Genomic DNA, 17,220 nt, shown 5'->3' on the forward strand with positions numbered 1-17,220 from the left:
ATTTCAAGGCATAAACAGCATGAAACTCATATATGAAAGGCGCCAGAAGCTCTCTTTTTATGAGCATTCAGGCCACCAGCCGTCGGCACGGCGCTCCATGCGCGGGCAGTCGTAGGCCGCGACCACGGGGATGGCGCTGCCATCGGCACGCACCAATTTCTGCTGCCACTGCGTGCCCTGGCGCATGGCCACGGCAATGGCGGTCACGTTGGCGCCGCAACGCTCCAGCAGTTTGAGGCCGGACACCATGGTCGTGCCCGAACTCACGGCATCGTCCACCACCAGCACGCGCTTGCCAGTGATCAGACTCAGCTGATTGGGGTCGATATAGAGCAGCTTGCCCTTGCCCGGCGTGGTGATGGAGCTGACGGGCTCGCAGAGCTCGTCGCGATACCAGTACTTGCGCGAGTAACCCAGCGGCACATAGCGGCTGCGGCCCAGGTGGCGCGCCACCAGCGGCGCAAAGGCCAGGCCCAGCGTGGGCAGACCGACAACCACATCGAAGTCGTGCGCCCCGGCGCCTTGCGCCATGTGCAACGCCAGTTGCTCAACCACTTCAATGGAAGCCTGGTTGGCAATCAGCGACGCCACGCAGCGGTCGGGGGCGGAGCCGTCGGCCGTGGGCATGCCGCGCAGCGGCAGCAGCAGATAGCGGCCGTCGGGCAATCGGGCCGGATAGCTCTTCGCATAGGGCGGCAGCGGCGACTGGCTCAGCTCGGCCTCGGTGGCGGTGGCTTGCCAGTAGTCGGTCGTGGCATCGAAGCCGGGCAGATCCTGGCCGGAGAGGTTGATTTCACTCATACAAAACTCAGTCGCGGCCCAGATAGCTCTCGGCCAGCTTCACCCAAAACGAGGCAGTGACGGGCAGCAGGTTGTCGTTGAAGTCATAGGCCGCGCTGTGCACCATGCAGCCGCCCTCGCCCATGCCGTTGCCGACGATGAAATAGTTGCCGGGAACCTGGTTGAGCATGATGGCGAAGTCATCGCTGGCCTGCAGCGGCTGCAGATCGGGAATCAACCATGCTTCGCCGAGGAATTCGCGGGCCACACCGACTGCGAAATCGGTAGCCGCCTTGTCGTTCATGACGGGCGGATAACGCCATTTGTAGTCCACCTCGGCCGTGGCGCGGTGGACTGCGGCCTGGGCATGGGCCATGGCCGTGATGCGCTCGCGCAGTTGCTGACGCACCTCGGGGCAGCGCGCGCGAATGGTCACGCGCAGCTCGCAGGTTTCCGGAATCACATTGGGCGCATCGCCCGCATGGATGGCACCGATGGTGACCACGGCCATGTCGTTGGGGTCGATCTCGCGCGAGCGTATGGTCTGCAAAGCCAGCACCAGATGCGAAGCCACGACGATGGGGTCCACGGCCACATGGGGCATGGCGCCATGGCCGCCCTTGCCGCGGATGGTGATGATGGCCGTGTCCGAGCTGGAATACATCACGCCCGAGCGAAAGCCGAACTGCCCGGCCGGGTAGCCAGGCTCGTTGTGAAACGCATAGAGCGCATCACAGGGAAACAGCTCGAACAGGCCCTGCTCCACCATCTTCTGCGCGCCGCCATGGCCTTCCTCGGCGGGCTGAAAGATCAGATGGAGCGTGCCCTGGAGCTGTTCCTTGCGCGCGGCCAGCACCCTGGCTGCGGCCAGCAGCGTGGCCGTGTGCCCGTCGTGGCCGCAGGCATGCATCTTGCCGTCGTGACGGCTGGCATAGGGCAGGCCCGTGGCTTCACGGATAGGCAGCGCATCCATGTCGGCGCGCAGGCCAAGACGTTTGCCGATGTGCTTGCCATTCGGGTGGTCGCAGCAGCGCAGCGTCCCCACTACGCCGGTGTCGCCCAGGCCGCGATGGACCTCGTAGCCCCATTCGGCCAGCCTGGCCGCCACGATATCGCCGGTGCGATGCTCTTCGTAGGCCAGCTCGGGATGGGCGTGCAGATCGTGACGCAGGACCAGCATTTCCTGCGCAATGGCTGCCACTTCGGGCAGCACGGGCGGATGGATTTCGGCGTGGACAGGGTTCAGCGGCGCAGCCATGGCTTATTCCGCCTGGATGTTGGCCGACTTCACGATCTGGGCATAGCCGGCTTTTTCCTTCTTCAGGAACTGGACGAAGCTGGCCTGGGTGCCGGAGCCGGGCGTGGCGCCGCCGTCTTCCAGGCGCTTGCGCACATCGGGCATCTTGAGCACGGCATCGAGTTCGGTAGCCAGGCGCGTGACCACGGCCTGAGGCGTCTTGGCGGGCACGAACAGCCCCGTCCAGGTGTTGAGGTCAAAGCCCTTGAGTTCGGCCGTCTCGCCAAAGGTGGGCACGGCGTGGATGGCATCGATGCGCTTGGCCGATGTCACGCCCAGACCTTCGAGCTTTTTCTGCTGGATCATGGGCACGGCGCTCACGGTGGTGAGCATGCCCACATCGACCTGACCGCCCATCACGTCGCTGGTGATCTGGGCACCGCCGCGGTAGGGCACATGCACCAGCTTGATCTTGGCACGCTCCTGCAGCATTTCCATGGCCAGATGCAGCATGGTGCCCACGCCCGAAGTGGCGTAGGTCAGCGATCCAGGCTTGGAACGCGCCAGCGCAATCAGCTCGCTCAGATTGTGCGCCGGCAGGCCGGGACGGGCCACGGCGACCACGGGGGCGATGGTGGTCAGCCCCACAGGGGTCAGATCCTTTTCTGCGTCGTACTTGACGGCGGAATTCACCAGCTGGGCAATGCTGATGGGGCCGTCAAAGCCCATGAGCAAGGTGTAGCCGTCGGCCGGTGCCTTGACGGCCTTGCTCACCCCGAGCACACCGCCGGCGCCAGGCACGTTGTCCACCACGATGGACTGGTGCAGGCGCTCGCCCAGCTTCTGGCCGATCAGACGTGCCGTGGTGTCCACATTGCCACCGGCGCTGAACGGCACGATCAGCGTGATGGGCTTGGTGGCGGGCCAGGCATCGGCGGCGGCAAAAACGGGAGCGGAAAAACCGGCCGCAGCCATCAGGGCGGCGGTCGCGACAAGAGAGCGGCGTGGTATGGACATGTACAGGCAGCAGTGGGTCACGAGCACCTTGCCGCAGCATGCGGACGGCAGAGTGCCCGTGCAGGCCGGCGGGTCAAGACAGCTTGCCGACCGGGGAGATGCGCGAAATTATCGGCTCGCTTCTCGCGAAATCTCATAAATAAAACTACTTAGCAATCGATGCTTACCCCTGGAAACCTCTGATCCACAACCTCAAAGCACTGCCTGTCGGGCCATCAAGGCACCGGCGGTCTCGGCTACCAGGGTCGCCACCGCCTTGCCTGCCAGAGTGAAAGGACGCTGACTGCTGGTAGCCAGCACCACATGCTGACGAAATACCCGCTCCGCCAGCGGAACGGCGGCGAGGCTGCCACAGGCCAGCTCCTCGCTGACGGCATGGCGCGGCAGCAGCGTGGCGCAGTCGTGCCGAGCCAGCATGCTCTTGAGGATCACCGAGGAGCTGGCCTCCAGGATCACGTTCAGGCGCACTCCATGTCGGCCTGCCTGCTCATCGAGCAGGTTGCGGATGGCGTTGGGAGGCACCGGCAGCACCAGCGGCAGGCGCTCGAGCGTCTGCAGGGCCATGCTGACCGGCAGGGCCGTATCCGCCGGCGCCAGCATGCGCTGCAGCACACGCTGGCGGCCCACCACGCAGATCTGCGCATCGGCAAGCTTGCGGTAGCTGTTGCTGCCTCTGGCCCGGTAGCGGTTCAGGATCGCCATGTCGATGCGGCCCTGGCTCAGCGCCACCTCCATGTCTCCGCTATAGCCCTCTATGACGCGCAGCCGGATCTCGGGAAAGCGCTGCGCCACCTCGCCATACAGTGCCGCAGCCATGAAGCCGGCCACACCCGGCACCAGGCCCAGCGTAACCAGGCCGCTGGGCACACCGGTCAGCTCCTTGCCCAGGCGCACCAGCGCCTCGGCCTCGGACAGCAAAGCCGAAACGCGCGGCAGCATCTGCTCGGCCAGTGCCGTGGGCTTGACGCCGCGTCCCGTGCGATAGAAGAGCGCGCCACCCAGCGCGCGCTCCAGTTCGGCGATCTGCCGGCTCACGGCCGACTGCACCAGTCCACGCTCGACGGCCGCGCGTGTCAGGCTGCCGCCCTGGATCGCGGCGGCCAGCGTCCTCAGCGACTTCAGTGTCAGCAACTCCAGGGCTTCGGTGGCGTGGGTCATGGCAGCTTCTGCATCCATCTGAAAGCGAGATATCTGATTCTCATATTTCTGGTTGGCTCGCGGCTAGCTGTTTTCTACATTGACCTTCAGGAGACATGCACACCATGAACGGACCTCTCACCGGACTGCGCGTCCTGGACATCGCCACCATCATTGCCGCGCCCTCGGCTGCGGCCCTCCTTGCCGACTACGGCGCCAGCGTCGTCAAGGCCGAGCTGCCCGGCGCAGGCGACGGCATGCGCGACTTCCCACCGCACAAGGACGGCAAGCCTCTGTGGTGGAAAGTGACCAACCGCGGCAAACGCCTGGTCACGCTCGACCTGCGCAAGCCCGAGGGCGCCGCGCTGCTGCTGCGCATGCTGCCTCAGTTCGATGTGCTGATCGAGAACTTCCGCCCCGGCACGCTGGACCGCTGGGGCCTGACCAAGGAGGCCCTGTGGCAGGCCCAGCCCAGCCTGGTGATACTGCGCACCACGGGCTTCGGCCAGAGCGGCCCCTACCGCGACCGGCCGGGCTTTGCACGCTTGTTCGAGGCCATGGGCGGACTGACCTACATCAGCGGCGAAGCCCAGGGAGCTCCCATGCACTCCGGCTACCCACTGGCCGACAACGTCGGCGGACTGTTCGGTGCTGTAGGCGTGCTGGCTGCGCTGTGGCGCCGGGCCCGCAACCCGCAGGCCCCAGGCGAGGAAATCGATCTGTCGCTGACCGAGGCCACTCTCAAGCTGCTCGAGTTCCTGCCCATCCAGCACGAGCAGCTAGGCACCGTGTATCAGCGTTCGGGCAATGCCAACCAGTACTCTGCACCGGCCGCGGTCTACCGCACTGCAGACGGGCAATGGGTATCGCTGTCGGGCAGCACCAATGCCATGTTTGCCAACAACTGCCGCGCCATAGGCCGGCCCGAGCTGATAGACGAGCCATGCTTCGCCAACAACCGTGGCCGAGTGCAGCATGCTCAGGAGTTGAACGGCATTTTCGCGGCCTGGTGCGCAGCACATCCGCTGGCGGCGGTGCTGGCCGCCTTCGAAGCGGCGCAGGGCACCATCGCCCCGGTCTACGGCATTGACCAGATCGAGGCCGACCCGCACATGCGCGCTCGCCAGGCCCTTTGCGACGTGCCCGACCGGGACTTCGGCAGCGTGCGCATGGCCAATGTCGTGCCGCGGTTTGCCCAATCGCCCGGCAGCATCCGCCACGCCGGCGGTTCACTGGGGCAGGACAACGAAGCGTTCTACCAGGGCGAGCTGGAAATGCCTGCCGCCGAACTGGCCCGCCTGCGCGAGGCAGGCGTCATCTGAGGCAAATCTGAAACAAAGGAGACCCCATGTCGATTCCCGAACCCCACCATCCGCTTGTGCGCCTATCGCCCGATGAAGCCGCTCTGCTTGAGCGCGTGAAAACTCTGGTGACCGAGCGCATCGGTCCGGACGCCGACCGCGTGGCGCAGCAGGACGTCTTCGCCTGGGATACCTTCCGGCTGCTATGTCGCGAAGGCATAGTCGCCACCGCGTTCCCGCGCGCGCACGGCGGCAGCGAGGCGTCGATGATGCTGCGCGTGCGCATCATCGAGGAAGTAGCATCTGTGTGTTCGACGGCCGCTTCTCTGGTCACAGGCACCGACCTGTCCTCGCGCCCCATCGTGGCCGGCGGCAGCGAGGCGCTGCGCAGCGCGCTGATCCCCGACCTGGCCAGCGGCGCACGCCAGTCGGCCTTCGCACTGACCGAGCCCGGCGCAGGCAGCGACGTGGCGCGGCTGGGGGCGCACTATGCGCCGGCCCCGCAGGGCGGCTGGACGCTCAATGGCCAGAAAAAGTTCATCACCCGCGCCAACGTAGCCGACATGTTCGTGGTGGTGGCGCGCCAGGCGGACGGTCCCGGCGGCGGCCGCGGACTGAGCGCCTTCGTCGTGCCGCGCGACACGCCCGGCATCACGGTATCGCCGGTGATTCCCAAGCTGGGCTGGTACGGCGTGCCGATTGCGCTGGTCAGCTTCGACGACGTGCACATCGCGCCGGAGCACCTGCTCGGCAAGGAAGGCGAAGGCATGGCGCTGGCTCAGGACACATTGCTGCGCGCACGCATCGGCCACGCTGCGATCGCGTTGGGCCGCGCCGCAGGTGCGCTGCAGATTGCCGCCCAGTACGCCAACCAGCGCCAGGTCTTCGGGCAGCCGGTGGGTGCGCACCAGGGCATCCAGTGGATGGTAGCCGAGATGGCGGCCCAGATCGAGGCCGCACGCTGTCTGGTCTACAGCACCGCGCAGCGCTACGACGCAGGCGATGCCGACGTGGCCATCCATGCATCGATCGCCAAGCTGCATGCCACCGACCTGTGCATGCGTATCGTGGTCGACTGCCTGCAACTGCTGGGCGGCAACGGCTACCTCAAGGCCTTCCCGCTGGAGCGCTTCCTGCGCGACGCCAAGATGAACCAGATCGGCGAAGGTACCAGCGAGATTCACAAGACGCTGATCGGCCGCCATGTGCTGCGGCGCGCCGCCGCGCTGCCGCAGCACCCTTGCCTGGACATGGAGCCGGAGCTGTGGACATGAACAATGCACTGACCAACGACCTCTGTCGCCGGCTGGGCATACGCCTGCCCATCTTTGGTCTGGCCCACCGCATCGAAGTGGCCGCCGCGATCTCGCGGGCCGGCGGGCTGGGCGTCTATGCCGCCGCGCGTGACGGCCCGCACGAGCTGCAGAAGAAGCTGCGCCAGCTGCGCGAACTGTGCCCCGACCACCCGGTAGGCGTGGACCTGCTGCTGCCCACCGGCCTGCCCGAACACGACGACCGCGTAGCCGTGGATGCCGGGCTGCCGCAGGAGCACAGGGATTTCGTGCAGGGCCTGTTCAGGCAATACGACGTGCCGCCGGCCACCGAGGGCAACTTCTTCTCGCAATACGTACGCTCGCAAAGCTTGTTCGAGGAGCAGGTGGACGCCATTGCGGGCAGCGATATCGATGTATTTGCCGCCGGCGTCGGCACGCCGGTGGAGGCGCTGACACGCATCAAGGCGCGCGGCCTGCACACCATCGCCCTGGTCGGCAGCGTGCGCCATGCGCAGAAGGCGATCGCAGCCGGGGCCGACATCCTGGTGGCCCAGGGCTATGACGCGGGCGGCCACACAGGGCCCATCGGCACCTTCACGCTGGTGCCGCAGATCGTGGCGGCAGCCGAGGGCCGGCCAGTCATCGCGGCCGGCGGCATCGGTACCGGGGCACAGGTGGCTGCCTCGCTGGCACTGGGCGCGCAGGGTGCCTGGCTGGGCACGCTATGGCTGGGCACGCGCGAGCACGAAATGCCGCAGGCGCTGGCGAAGAAGCTGATCGCGGCCGACAGCGAAGACACGGTGATCACGCGCGCCCACAGCGGCAAGCCCTGCCGCGTGCTGCGCAGCGCGTTCAGCGACGCCTGGGCACAGCCCGGAGCACCCGAGCCACTGTCCATGCCCTACCAGCAGGCTCTCACCGGCGATCTGCTGGCGGCGGTGGAACAGCACCAGATCGGGCCGCTGATGTACGAGGCTGCGGGGCAGAGCGTGCACTGGCTGCGCGGAATCGAGCCCGTGGCAGCCGTGATGGACCGCCTGGTGACCGAGACACGCCAGGCCTTGCAATCAATGGCGAGTTACATCGCCTAGAACCGGAGAGACAAGCATGGACCGTCGGCAATTCCACCTTCACCTGTTGCTGGCCGGCCTGGTGCCCGGCATGGCCCGCGCCGGCACCGCTCCGAGCCCGGACGGCTACCCCGATCGACCGATCCGCATCGTGGTGCCCTACCCCGCAGGCGGCGTCGTCGACGTGGTGCTGCGCGCCGTCTGCGACCCGCTGTCCAACGCACTGCCGCAACGCATCGTGATCGAGAACCGTCCCGGTGCCGATGGCCGCATCGGCCTGGATGCGGTGGCCAAGGCCCCGGCCGATGGCTACACGCTGCTGGGCGTAGCGCCGATCCTCGCGGTGGGCGAGCACCTGATGCCTGAGATGAAGGCGCGCAGCAAGGACTTCGTGGGAGTGTGCGGCGTGGCCGCGCCGCCGACGGTGTTCGTGGTGCACGACACGGTGCCTGCCAGGACGCTGAAGGAGTTCGTCGCGCTGGCTGCCGCCAGACCGGGCGAGTTCAACGCAGCCAACCCCGGCACCGGCAGCTCCATCCACCTGGCACAGGAACTGTTCTTCGAGCGCACCGGAATCCGCTTGACCAACGTGAGCTACAAGGGCCAGCCGCCGGCGCTGCTGGACCTGGGCTCCGGCCTGCTGCAGTTCGCGCTGATCTCGCAGAGTCTGGTGCTGCCGCTGATCCAGTCCGGCAAGGTACGGGCTCTGGCTGTCAACGCCGCAGCGCGCACGCGCTCGCTGCCCGAGGTGCCCACCATCGCACAGGCCGGCTATCCCGATATCCTGGTGCAGTCCTGGTACGGCATTGCCGCAGCGGCGAAGACGCCCACACCGGTGGTCGAGTGGCTGAGCCAGCAGTTCCAGCGCGCGCTGGCGATGCCTGAAGTGCGCGCGCGGCTGGCAGCCACCGATGCGGAAATCCTGGCGCTGGATGCGGCACGCTTCACCGAGCTTATCGCCGTGGAAACCAGGCGCTGGGGCGCGTTGATCCACAAGCGCGGCATACGGTTGTGAGCGCCCGCGCCAAGAGCCGCAACTAGGGAAGATGCGAGGCGCCGTGCGCCACGCCCTGCCCACAATCGATGACCATGCTCTCCCCCAGCCAAGTCATCGTTCTGGCCACGCCGGTCTTTTTCGCACTGATTGCCGTGGAATGGATCATCAGCCTCAGACGCGGGCGCAATGCCTATGCGCTGGCCGATGCCATCAGCTCGCTGAACCTGGGCATCCTGAGCCAGACCAGCGCCGTCTTCACCAAGCTGCTGACGCTGGGCATCTACACCGTCGTGGCCAGCCATGTGGCTCTGATCGAGGCCGATGCCTTCTGGCTCAGCCTGCCGGGCTGGCTGCTGGCCCTGCTGTTCTACGACCTCTGCTACTACTGGCTGCACCGCATGGGCCACGAAGTGGGCGTGCTCTGGGCCGCCCATGCCGTGCACCACCAAAGCCAGGCCTACAACCTCTCCACCGCGCTACGCCAGACCAGCTCCGGCGCGCTGCTGGGCTGGATCTTCTACCTGCCCATGGCCTTGGCAGGCGTGCCGCCACTGGTGTTTGCCGTGGTCGGGCTGATCGACCTGCTCTACCAGTTCTGGGTGCATACCGAGCAGGTCAGGAAGCTGGGCTGGTTCGACCGCTGGTTCTGCGCGCCCAGCAATCACCGCGTGCACCATGCCGTCAACGAGCGCTATCTGGACCGGAACTACGGCGGCATTCTCATCGTCTGGGACCGGCTCTTCGGCACTTACAAGACCGAGGACGACGAGGAGCCCTGCGTCTACGGCACACGCGGCCTGCTCAAGAGCTGGGACCCGCTCTGGGCCAACTTCAGCGTCTACCGCCAGCTGGCGCATGACAGCTGGCATGCACGCAGCTGGCTGGACAAGCTTCGCGTCTGGTTCAAGCCGCCGGGCTGGCGGCCAGCCGATGTGGCTCAGCGATTTCCCAGGCCCGTCTTCGATCTGGACGAGCACCGAATCATCTATTCGCCTCCCATGAGCACTGCGCTGCGCTGGTTTGCCGGCCTGCAGTTTGCAGCACTGGTTGCGGGCACCTCGGTCTTTCTCTGGCATGCCGACCAGTCACCGCTGGCCGCCAATCTGATCTGGTTCGGCGTGCTCCTCACCGGGCAATGGGCTCTGGGCGCTGCCATGCAGGGACGCATCAGTCTGTGGCTGGCACTGATGCTGCAAAGCGGCGCACTGGCCACGGCCACGGCAGCGCTCGGTCTGCAGCAATGGCATTGGCTGTTCAAGCCTGCCACCATGGTTTTTGCTCTTACATACATAGCTTCCTGCGCAATTCAGACAATGAAATCAATGCAAAACCTGCCTCAAAAGCATGTTCAACTGCTGCTGGCAGCTATTGTTTTTTCCATGGCTGGCGATGTCTTCCTGATGCTGGACGGACAGCTGCCATCCAGTCTGTTCATTCCCGGTCTGGTCAGCTTTTTGCTGGCCCATGTCTGCTACGTTGCGCTATTCAAGTTCGATATGCCCTGGTTTGCCGACCGCCGCGCTCTACTGCTGGTGGCTGCAATCGGCGCAGCCATGTATGTCTTTCTCTGGACCCATGGCCTGCCTGCCGCCCTGCGTCTGCCCGTGGCCGCCTATGTCGGCGTCATCGCCTTGATGGCGACGCAGGCCTGGGGACGCTACCAACTCCTGCAAAGCCGTCCCGCGCTACTGACCGCACTGGGCGCCAGCTTTTTCATGCTCAGCGACTCCATCCTGGCCATCAATCGTTTTGTGCAGCCTCTGCCCTGGTCGTCGGTGAGCGTGCTCGGCAGCTATTACACCGCACAGGCCCTGATCGTCTGGGGCTGTGTGCGCCAATGGGCCGAGCCTGCAAGCCGCCAGGCCCAGCCGCAATTGCAACTGAAAACCACCTAGGGTTGACCCTGAACCCGGTCTGGGCCGATAATTGCCAGATCGCAATTTCAGGAGTCCCCCGTGGACAGTGCCAGTTCAACCAGTGACAAACAGCGCGCCGCAATGGCTTCGCTGCAGGCTGACTGACCGACTCCCGTGATGGGGGCGGCCATGTCGGTCGGCTCTCATCCATTGCTGCGTTTCCCCTTGGATCCTTGCGCCCGGCCGGCGCATCAGGGTCATGGCGCGTGCCTACAGCATGCCGCTCATGCACCTCAGACTCCAGGCGCTGCTTTTCACTGACCGCGTGCCTGTGGCTGCCTTGATGCTGCCCCTGCCCACGCCGCTTGACGGCCCTGCTTCACGGCGGTCCTCCTGGTTCGCCAAGGAGAAAGCCATGACCACACCGTTCGTTCGCCCCGCCATGCACCGCCTGCAGCCTGCTGCGGCCGCACCTCGCCCTGGCGCCGCCGGCCAGTGCATGGCTGCGCCCCAGGCACAGATGCAGGCACAGGCCCCATCTGCCATGGAGCATGCCATGCACCTGGACCTACAGACCAGCTGGCCCACGCACCGCATCCGCAGCTTCCTGAGCCTGCAGCCACGCTGAGCGCGCGCAGCCGCCCTCCCCGCCCACCCGTCAGAAAGGAGTTCCGCCATGGACCCTGATCCGAGTCGATCTTGCCCTGACTTCGCCCCTGATGTCCGGCCGCGCACGCCTGCGGCCTGTCCATTCCTTCCCAAGGCCCCGGCCGGGAGGCCCGTGCACGTCCATTGACGGACAAGTGCCGGGCTTCTTTCGGCCGCAATGAAAGAAGCCCGCCATGCAACACATCATCACCCCGCTGCGCGCCACTCCCACCGCCCCACGCGCCAGCACGTCCCGCACCAGCACACTGCAGCTGGCACTGCAAGCCGCCATTGCGGCACGCCACACCGGACAACTGCACACCCTGCTGCAGCAGCACGGTCCTGACCTCTTCGCCCATGCCCTCGTGGCGCTCACGCAGCGCCAGCAGGCCGACGTTCTGTCCCTGCTGGCGGCGCAGGAGCGCGCCGAGGTGTACCGCCATCTGCCCGCCCATGCCCGGCGCCAATGGCTGCAGTCGGCCACCGTGGCCCGCCTGCCACTGCGCCGCCGCCTGCTGTGCGCCTGCCAGCGCAACTGGCACTGGCTGCGCACCACCCTTCGTTCGAGCCAGGCCTGAGCCACCGGGGAGGTCGCCATGAAAAACCTCAAGCACCTGTTCCAAGCCTTTCTGCGCAGCCGCCACGCCCTGGGGCTGTTTCGGCGCAACGCCCTGCCCTCGGGCACGGCTGTGCACCGCTCGGTGTCTCCCGCCCTCACGCGGGAGTTGCTGCGCGCCTCGCGCGACGACATCTCCACCGTGCTGGCGCGCACCGGCTCCAGCGAGGACGGATTGACGCGCGAGCAGGCCCGTGCTGCGCTCACGCGCTTCGGTCCCAACGAGGTGGAGCACGAAAAGCCCCTGCCCGCCTGGCTGCACCTGTGGTACTGCTACCGCAACCCCTTCAACCTGCTGCTGACGCTGCTGGCCGTGGTCTCTTATGTCACCGAGGACATGAAGGCCACGGTGGTCATCGCCTCCATGGTGCTGCTATCCACGCTGCTGCGCTTTGTGCAGGAAGGCCGCTCCAACCGCGCCGCCGCGCGGCTCAAGGCCATGGTCAGCAGCACGGCCACGGTGCTGCGCCGCAACGGCGGCCCCCATCTGCCAGCCGACGCCGAGGCCCCCGACGCCCAGCACAGCGGCTTCGGCCAGCAGGCGCGTCGCTACGAGGTGCCGCTGTGCGAGGTCGTGCCCGGCGACTTCGTGGTGCTGTCGGCCGGCGACATGATTCCCGCCGACTGCCGCGTGCTCAGCGCCAAGGACCTGTTCGTGAGCCAGTCCGCCATGACCGGCGAATCCTTGCCTGTGGAAAAGCGCGCCGACGCGGGAGCCTCGAATGGCGCAGGCGTGCTCGACGCCAGCAACCTGCTGTTCATGGGCACCAACGTGGTCTCGGGCACGGCGCTGGCCATGGTTCTGAGCACGGGCAACCGCAGCTACTTCGGCACCATCGCCACGAGGGTCACGTCCAATGAGCGTGCGCCCACGGCCTTCGAGACCGGCGTCAACAGCGTCAGCTGGCTGCTGATCCGCTTCGCCGCCGTGATGGTGCCCGTGGTGCTGCTCATCAACGGCTACACCAAGGGCGACTGGGCCGAGGCCTTCCTGTTCGCGCTGTCCGTGGCCGTGGGCCTGACGCCCGAGATGCTGCCCATGATCGTGACTTCCACCCTGGCCAAGGGCGCCGTGGTGCTGTCGCGCCGCAAGGTCGTGGTCAAGCGGCTGGACGCCATCCAGAACTTCGGCGCCATGGACGTGCTGTGCACCGACAAGACCGGCACGCTGACCCAGGACCGCATCGTGCTGGAACGTCACACCGACGCCTTTGGCCAGCCCTGCGACGAGACGCTGCGCTTTGCCTTCCTCAACAGCCACTACCAGACCGGCCTGAAGAACCTGCTGGACCGGGCCGTGCTCGAGCATGTGGAACTGCACACCCAGATGCGCGTGGCCGAGGACTACCGCAAGGTGGACGAAATCCCCTTCGACTTCGAACGCCGCCGCATGTCCGTGGTGGTGGCCGAGCGCAACCACCACCACGAGCTGATCTGCAAGGGCGCGGTCGAGGAAATCCTGGGCGCCTGCACCCACCTGCGCGAGGGCGACAGCACACGTCCGCTGGACGAGGAGCAGTTGGCCCGCGTGCGCCGCGTGACGCGCGAGCTCAACCGAGAGGGCCTGCGCGTGGTCGCCGTGGCCATGAAAGAAGTGCCACCGCAGAAGAGCGACTACGGCGTGGCCGACGAGTCGGAGCTGACCCTGATCGGCTACATCGCCTTCCTGGACCCACCGAAGGAAACCACGGCCGAGGCGCTGGCCGCCCTGGCCGCGCACGGCGTTGCCGTCAAACTGCTGACCGGCGACAACGAGCTGGTGGCCGCCAAGGTCTGCCGCGATGTGGGCCTGCCCGCAGACCACATCATCCTGGGCACACAGATCGAGCACATGAGCGACGAGAAGCTGCGCCAGACAGTGGAGCAGTTCCAGCTGTTCGCCAAGCTCACGCCGCTGCACAAGGAGCGCGTCGTGCACGCGCTGCGCGCCAACGGCCACATCACGGGCTTCATGGGTGACGGCATCAACGACGCCCCGGCCCTGCGTGCGGCCGACATCGGCATCAGCGTGGACAGCGCCGTGGACATCGCCAAGGAAGCCGCCGACATCATCCTGCTGGAGAAAAGCCTGATGGTGCTGGAACAGGGCGTGATCGAGGGCCGGCGCACCTTCAGCAACATGCTGAAATACATCCGCATGACGGCCAGCTCCAACTTCGGCAACGTGTTCTCGGTGATGGTGGCCTCGGCCTTCATCCCCTTCCTGCCCATGCTGCCGCTGCACCTGCTGGTGCAGAACCTGCTGTACGACCTCTCGCAGATCGCCATCCCCTTCGACAACGTGGACGACGAGCTGGTGCGCCAGCCGCTGCGCTGGAACCCTCAGGACCTGGGTCGCTTCATGCTCTTCTTCGGGCCCATCAGCTCGCTGTTCGACATCCTGACCTTCGCGCTGATGTGGTTTGTCTTCGCGGCCAACACGCCCGAGCAGCAGACGCTGTTCCAGTCGGGCTGGTTCGTCATCGGGCTGCTCACGCAGACGCTGATCGTGCACATGATCCGCACGCCCAGGATCCCCTTCCTGCAAAGCCGCCCGTCCTGGCCGCTGCTGCTGGCCACGGCGGCCGTGATGGCGGCCGGCATCTTCCTGCCGATGGGGCCGCTGGCCGGCTACTTCAAGCTGGAGGCGCTGCCGCCGACCTACTTTCCGTGGATGATTGCCATATTGCTGGGATACGCTTGCCTGGCCACGCTGCTCAAGCGCGTCTACATCCGCCGCTACGGCTGGCAGTGATGCCCCCTTCAACACATTCACCAGGAAAGCCCGGAACCCCATGCAGGCCCTCCAGAACTTCAACCCCGGCGCCATGCTGGACACCTTCGTCAGCCTGACCACGGCCTTCGTGTTCGGCGCCCTCATCGGCCTGGAGCGCCAGGTGCGCCAGCGCACGGCGGGGCTGCGCACCAACACCCTGGTTGCCGTGGGCGCGGCCGTCTTCGTTGACCTGGCCGTGCGCCTGGGCGGAGCCGAGGGCGCCACGCGCGTGGTGGCCTACGTGGTCTCCGGCGTGGGCTTCCTGGGTGCGGGCGCCATCATGAAGGAAGGGGCCAACATCACCGGGCTGAACACGGCGGCCACGCTCTGGGGCTCCGCCGCCGTGGGCGCCTGCGCGGGCGCCAGCCTGGTGGCCGAGGCCGGCCTGGCCACGCTGTTCGTGCTGGCCAGCAACACCTTGCTGCGTCCCGTGGTCAACCGCATCAACCGCCGCCCGGTGAATGACGAATCGACGGAATCGACCTACTACGTCTATGCCATCTGCCACCGGGGGGCTCAGGGCGATGTGCGCGAGCAGATGCTGGAGTTGCTGGAGAACGCCAGCTACCCCGTGCGCGGCGTGGAAACCCATGCCTTCGGCCCGCAGGACACCGAGATCGAGGCCATGCTCTACGCCACCTCGGTGGACTCCGACGAGCTGGACAGCGTGATAGCCGCCATCGAGGCCCTGCCCGGCGTGCTCCAGGCCTTCTGGAACGCCGGCACGGAGGAATGAGACAACAGGCCTGCGACGCTCAGGAAGCGTCGTCGCCCGGCACCGGCAATCCGAGATGGCGGTACGCCGCCTGGGTCGCCATGCGCCCGCGCGGCGTGCGCTGCAAAAAGCCCTGCTGGATCAGATAGGGCTCGATCACGTCCTCGATGGTGCCCGACTCCTCGCCAATGCTGGCGGCGATATTGTCCAGACCTACCGGGCCGCCGTCGAAACGATGCACCACGGCTTCGAGCAGCTTGCGGTCCATGATGTCAAAGCCCTGGGGGTCCACATCGAGCATGGCCAGCGCCCTGTCGGCAATCTCGCGCGTGATGCGGCCGTCGCCCTTGACATCGGCATAGTCGCGCACGCGGCGCAGCAGACGGTTGGCAATGCGCGGCGTGCCGCGCGAGCGACGCGCGATCTCGAAGCAGCCTTCCGCGTCAATCGGCGCATTGAGCAGTCCGGCGCTGCGCCTGACGATGCGCGAGAGCTCCTCCGAGGTATAGAACTCCAGCCGTGCCACGATGCCGAAGCGATCGCGCAGCGGGTTGGTGAGCATGCCGGCGCGCGTGGTCGCGCCCACCAGCGTGAATGGCTGGAGATCGAGCTTGATGGAGCGTGCAGCCGGACCTTCGCCGATCATGATGTCTATCTGATAGTCCTCCAGCGCCGGGTAGAGGATTTCCTCGACCACCGGGCTCAGGCGGTGAATCTCGTCGATGAACAGCACATCGTTGGGCTCGAGATTGGTGAGCAGTGCCGCCAGATCCTTGGGTTTTTCCAGCACCGGGCCGCTGGTCTGGCGCAGGTTCACGCCCAACTCGGCAGCGATGATGTGGGACAGCGTGGTCTTGCCCAGGCCCGGCGGGCCGAACAGCAGCACATGATCGAGCGCCTCGCTGCGCTTCTTGGCAGCGCCGATGAAGATCTCGAGCTGCTCTCGCGCCTTGGCCTGGCCCACATATTCGTCGAGCTGCTTGGGGCGCAGGGCACGCTCCAGCGCCTCTTCGCCCTGGGACGAATGCCCGGCCGAGACCATGCGCGGCGCAGCCGCCTCGGGGTCGGCGGCCGCGCTTCTGGCCTTGCGTGCAGGTGCGGGGCTGGCCGCAAATTCGTCCACATGAATCGTCATGGCGGCAATTGTGCCCCAAGCATGACAGGGACACTGATTAAAAATACAGGGGAAAACAAAATCCCACAGTTGCAGTGCCCCACATTGACGGCCGGCCCCTGGCTTTGCGCACAATGACGGCAAAGATCCGAGGAGCTTTTTCATGCGTATTCACACCCTGGCCTGTACGGCCGCCCTGCTTTGCCTGTCCGTCGCTGCCCAGGCTGCGCTCAAGGCCGGCGATGCAGCACCTGGCTTCAAGACGCCCGCAGCCGTTGCCGGCAAGGCCTTTGACTTCGATATGGCCGAGGCGCTCAAGAAAGGGCCGGTGGTGCTGTATTTCTTCCCCAAGGCCTTCACCCAGGGCTGCACGCTGGAAGCCCATGCCTTTGCCGAAGCCACGCCCCAGTTCGCGGCCATGAAAGCCACGGTGGTGGGCATGTCACATGACGATATCGACACCCTCAAGCGCTTTTCCACCGAGGCCTGCCGCGACCAGTTCGCCGTGGCATCGGACCCTCGGGCCGTCACCATCAAGGCCTATGACGCGGGTGCTGCCGCCAACCCTGCCAGGGCCGACCGCATCTCCTATGTGGTGGGCCAGGACGGCAAGGTGAAGTTCGCCCTTGTCAGCAGCGACCCGCTGGCCCATGTGGAGCAGACCAAGGCGGCCGTCAGGCAGTTGCAGGGGAAATAGGCCCTG

15 protein-coding genes are annotated in these 17,220 nt (G+C 66.3%); 10 read left to right on the forward strand and 5 right to left on the reverse strand.

Going from position 1 to position 17,220, the window contains the following annotated elements:
* Window positions 1–57: 57 nt before the first annotated feature.
* From V8Z78_RS06210 to V8Z78_RS06225, 4 genes are all read right to left on the reverse strand, one after another.
* Window positions 58–801 (reverse strand): phosphoribosyltransferase, encoded by a 744-nt coding sequence (locus tag V8Z78_RS06210; RefSeq protein WP_349731086.1) that lies wholly within the window; start codon window positions 799–801, stop codon window positions 58–60.
* Between the two features lie 7 nt (window positions 802–808).
* Window positions 809–2,038, reverse strand: a complete 1,230-nt coding sequence (locus V8Z78_RS06215) for a M20 aminoacylase family protein (protein ID WP_349731087.1) — start codon at window positions 2,036–2,038, stop codon at window positions 809–811.
* Between the two features lie 3 nt (window positions 2,039–2,041).
* Window positions 2,042–3,034 carry a Bug family tripartite tricarboxylate transporter substrate binding protein gene (locus V8Z78_RS06220; RefSeq protein ID WP_059441263.1) on the reverse strand — a complete coding sequence of 331 codons (993 nt, stop codon included), beginning with the start codon at window positions 3,032–3,034 and terminating at the stop codon, window positions 2,042–2,044.
* A gap of 192 nt (window positions 3,035–3,226) precedes the next feature.
* A complete protein-coding gene (locus tag V8Z78_RS06225; protein ID WP_349731088.1) occupies window positions 3,227–4,192 on the reverse strand; it encodes a LysR family transcriptional regulator in 966 nt (321 codons plus the stop codon).
* A gap of 104 nt (window positions 4,193–4,296) precedes the next feature.
* Between V8Z78_RS06225 and V8Z78_RS06230 the strand changes: the two genes are divergently transcribed.
* The 9 genes from V8Z78_RS06230 (at window position 4,297) to V8Z78_RS06270 (ending at window position 15,424) form a co-directional block, all read left to right on the forward strand.
* The gene (locus V8Z78_RS06230) at window positions 4,297–5,493 is read left to right on the forward strand and encodes a CaiB/BaiF CoA transferase family protein (protein ID WP_279087119.1); all 1,197 of its coding nucleotides are present in this window, start codon (window positions 4,297–4,299) and stop codon (window positions 5,491–5,493) included.
* Window positions 5,494–5,519: 26 nt separating this feature from the next.
* Window positions 5,520–6,746: an acyl-CoA dehydrogenase family protein gene (locus tag V8Z78_RS06235; RefSeq protein WP_349731089.1), complete on the forward strand. Its 1,227-nt coding sequence runs from the start codon at window positions 5,520–5,522 to the stop codon at window positions 6,744–6,746.
* On the forward strand, window positions 6,743–7,837 hold the full coding sequence (locus V8Z78_RS06240) for an NAD(P)H-dependent flavin oxidoreductase (protein WP_349731090.1): 1,095 nt from the start codon (window positions 6,743–6,745) through the stop codon (window positions 7,835–7,837). The genes V8Z78_RS06235 and V8Z78_RS06240 overlap by 4 nt, the downstream gene beginning before the upstream one ends.
* 16 nt (window positions 7,838–7,853) lie before the next feature.
* On the forward strand, window positions 7,854–8,831 hold the full coding sequence (locus V8Z78_RS06245) for a Bug family tripartite tricarboxylate transporter substrate binding protein (protein WP_054459493.1): 978 nt from the start codon (window positions 7,854–7,856) through the stop codon (window positions 8,829–8,831).
* A gap of 74 nt (window positions 8,832–8,905) precedes the next feature.
* The gene (locus V8Z78_RS06250) at window positions 8,906–10,708 is read left to right on the forward strand and encodes a lysoplasmalogenase family protein (protein ID WP_349731091.1); all 1,803 of its coding nucleotides are present in this window, start codon (window positions 8,906–8,908) and stop codon (window positions 10,706–10,708) included.
* A 247-nt stretch (window positions 10,709–10,955) separates the two neighbouring features.
* Entirely contained in the window at window positions 10,956–11,297 is a 342-nt protein-coding gene (locus V8Z78_RS06255) for a hypothetical protein (protein ID WP_349731092.1), read from the forward strand.
* A 214-nt stretch (window positions 11,298–11,511) separates the two neighbouring features.
* Window positions 11,512–11,895: a hypothetical protein gene (locus V8Z78_RS06260; protein ID WP_279087125.1), complete on the forward strand. Its 384-nt coding sequence runs from the start codon at window positions 11,512–11,514 to the stop codon at window positions 11,893–11,895.
* A gap of 18 nt (window positions 11,896–11,913) precedes the next feature.
* Window positions 11,914–14,667 carry a magnesium-translocating P-type ATPase gene (gene mgtA / locus V8Z78_RS06265; RefSeq protein WP_349731093.1) on the forward strand — a complete coding sequence of 918 codons (2,754 nt, stop codon included), beginning with the start codon at window positions 11,914–11,916 and terminating at the stop codon, window positions 14,665–14,667.
* A gap of 40 nt (window positions 14,668–14,707) precedes the next feature.
* Window positions 14,708–15,424 carry an MgtC/SapB family protein gene (locus V8Z78_RS06270; protein WP_003068744.1) on the forward strand — a complete coding sequence of 239 codons (717 nt, stop codon included), beginning with the start codon at window positions 14,708–14,710 and terminating at the stop codon, window positions 15,422–15,424.
* Window positions 15,425–15,443: 19 nt separating this feature from the next.
* On the opposite strand, the gene ruvB is transcribed toward V8Z78_RS06270, so the two are convergent.
* Complete coding sequence (gene ruvB / locus V8Z78_RS06275) at window positions 15,444–16,538, reverse strand: Holliday junction branch migration DNA helicase RuvB (protein WP_003068741.1); 1,095 nt, start codon at window positions 16,536–16,538, stop codon at window positions 15,444–15,446.
* Between the two features lie 142 nt (window positions 16,539–16,680).
* Here ruvB and V8Z78_RS06280 point away from each other — a divergent pair, with 142 nt between their 5' ends.
* Window positions 16,681–17,214 (forward strand): peroxiredoxin, encoded by a 534-nt coding sequence (locus V8Z78_RS06280; RefSeq protein ID WP_003068738.1) that lies wholly within the window; start codon window positions 16,681–16,683, stop codon window positions 17,212–17,214.
* The last annotated feature ends 6 nt before the right edge of the window (window positions 17,215–17,220 follow it).

Origin of the sequence: Comamonas sp. wu1-DMT (assembly GCF_040187805.1) — a bacterium.
In the GTDB taxonomy this organism is placed as follows: Bacteria; Pseudomonadota; Gammaproteobacteria; order Burkholderiales; family Burkholderiaceae_C; genus Comamonas; species Comamonas thiooxydans.